The organism is Azospirillum sp. B506 (assembly GCF_000333595.1).
Lineage (GTDB): Bacteria > Pseudomonadota > Alphaproteobacteria > Azospirillales > Azospirillaceae > Azospirillum.
The window spans coordinates 1-1,747 of sequence record NZ_BADK01000685.1 but is presented as its reverse complement, the minus strand read 5'-3'; the positions used below and the strand labels follow the sequence as shown (position 1 = coordinate 1,747).

The window sequence follows — 1,747 nt, the reverse complement described above, 5'->3', positions numbered from 1 at the left end:
ACAGTCCTGCCGGTTACTGTTTCCAACGCCCGCTTTTACTGTGCCAGTCCGCGACGGCCCCCGACTTCGTCCAGGTGATACAGCATATCGGCGGGATCCTCGTAGACGCGCAACGCGCCGGAGCGTTCCAGCTCCTCCCGGCCATAGCCGCCGGACAGCAGGCCGATGCCCAGAGCGCGCGCCCGTTTGGCGGCGATCATGTCCCAGATGCTGTCGCCGACGACGAAGGCGCTGGCGATATCGACGCCGATGCGCGCGGCGGCGGCCAGGAACAGGTCGGGGTCGGGCTTGGCATATTCGACCTCGTCGCGGGTGATCACCGCGACCCGTGCGGGATCGACCCCCAGCTTTTCCAGCGCCGGCCGCGCCGTCTCCATCCGGCCGCTGGTGGCGATGGCCCAGGGAATGTTCAACTCGGTCAAGCTGTCCAGCAGGTCGCGCGCGCCCGGCAGCGGAACCACGCCCGACGCCAGCCGCCGGTAGGCCTGCGCATGGCGCTGGCGCAGCCGGTCGAGCAGATCCCGGTCGATGGCGAGACCGGTCTCCCGCAGCAGCATGTTGGCGAACAGTCCGCCGCTCATGCCGATCTTGCGGTGGATGCGCCAGACCGACAGGGCAATGCCCTCCTCGTCCAACGCCTCCTTCCAGGCCAGCACATGCTGGTAAACCGTGTCGGTCAGCGTGCCGTCCAGATCGAACAGGAAGGCGTTGGTCGGATGGGGAAAGCCGGTCATGTCGGGTGTCCGCGGGTTGTGGGGGCAGGACCAGAGGTGGGGCCGCACCCCGGCTTTCGCCACGGAGTCGCCGGCATCGGCGGTGGATTTCCCGCGACGATAATCCACGCGAATCCCGGCCGGCTTTCACCACGACAACGCGAAGACTGCGGCTTCCGCTGACGCATTGACTCCGCTACAGTCCGCGCCCAAGCTTGTCAACGGTTCGTCCGGTCTGTTGCCGGAAGGGAGAAACGCGCGTGGCGGAGAGGCGGGAGGATGACGACAGCTGGTCGGCAGATAACGATCTGGTCACATTGCTGGATCAGGTCAGCCGGCTTGTCTATGGCATCAGCTTCACCGACGGGCTGTTCCCGGCGCAGTGGGTGGCGCTGCGCTATTTCCACGACGCGCCGGAACCGGCCCGCACCCTGACCGCACTGGCACGCTTTCAGAAGATCCATCTCGCCCCGGTGTCGCGCACCGTCTCCACCCTGGTGGACAAGGGGCTGCTGACCCGGCGCCAGCACCCGGGGTTCAAGCGGGGCTGGCTGTTCGACCTGACGGAGGACGGGCTGACCTTGCTGGACCGCGACCCCCTGCGCCAGTCGCTGAGTCCGCCGATCGCCGCCATGGCGGAGAATGAGCGGGCGATGCTGGGCCGCCTGATGAAACGCATCATCTCCCACATGCAGACGGGCACCGACGGCGGAGAGGCCGGCAAGGGACCCGCGGACGGCCCGGAAGGAACAGCCGGCGGGCGGCCGGTCACCTGACCTGTCCGGCCGCCCGCCCGTTCCTCCCGGCCGTCAGAACGTCAGCCGTTCGATGTTCTGCAGCACCAGCTGGTGATGGTTCTGGTCCTCCAACGTGACCGTCGTCTCCTGGGTGAAGGTCAGGCCATGGCCCGACGGGTCCATTGTATAGGCATGCCCGTCGAGCTGCTGCAGCCAGCTGCCGCCGGCATTGGCGACGAAGGAGCCGACCTCCACCACGTCGGTCCAGCCCACCCCCCCATTGATGGTCAGGTTGCC

3 protein-coding genes are annotated in these 1,747 nt (G+C 67.5%); 1 reads left to right on the top strand and 2 read right to left on the bottom strand.

Going from position 1 to position 1,747, the window contains the following annotated elements; genetic code table 11:
* Nucleotides 1–35: 35 nt before the first annotated feature.
* Nucleotides 36–734: an HAD family phosphatase gene (locus tag I71_RS20535; protein ID WP_042697314.1), complete on the bottom strand. Its 699-nt coding sequence runs from the start codon at nt 732–734 to the stop codon at nt 36–38.
* Between the two features lie 239 nt (nt 735–973).
* Here I71_RS20535 and I71_RS20530 point away from each other — a divergent pair, with 239 nt between their 5' ends.
* Nucleotides 974–1,489 (top strand): MarR family winged helix-turn-helix transcriptional regulator, encoded by a 516-nt coding sequence (locus tag I71_RS20530; protein WP_042697311.1) that lies wholly within the window; start codon nt 974–976, stop codon nt 1,487–1,489.
* Between the two features lie 33 nt (nt 1,490–1,522).
* On the opposite strand, the gene I71_RS38415 is transcribed toward I71_RS20530, so the two are convergent.
* Nucleotides 1,523–1,747, bottom strand: a 225-nt coding sequence (locus I71_RS38415) for a hypothetical protein (RefSeq protein WP_042697308.1), incomplete at its 5' end; no start/stop codon positions are given.

Bases quoted from the DNA above. Each gene is read 5' to 3' on its own strand.
- I71_RS20535 (WP_042697314.1), bottom strand. From the start codon at position 734: ATGACCGGCTTTCCCCATCCGACCAACGCCTTCCTGTTCGATCTGGAC.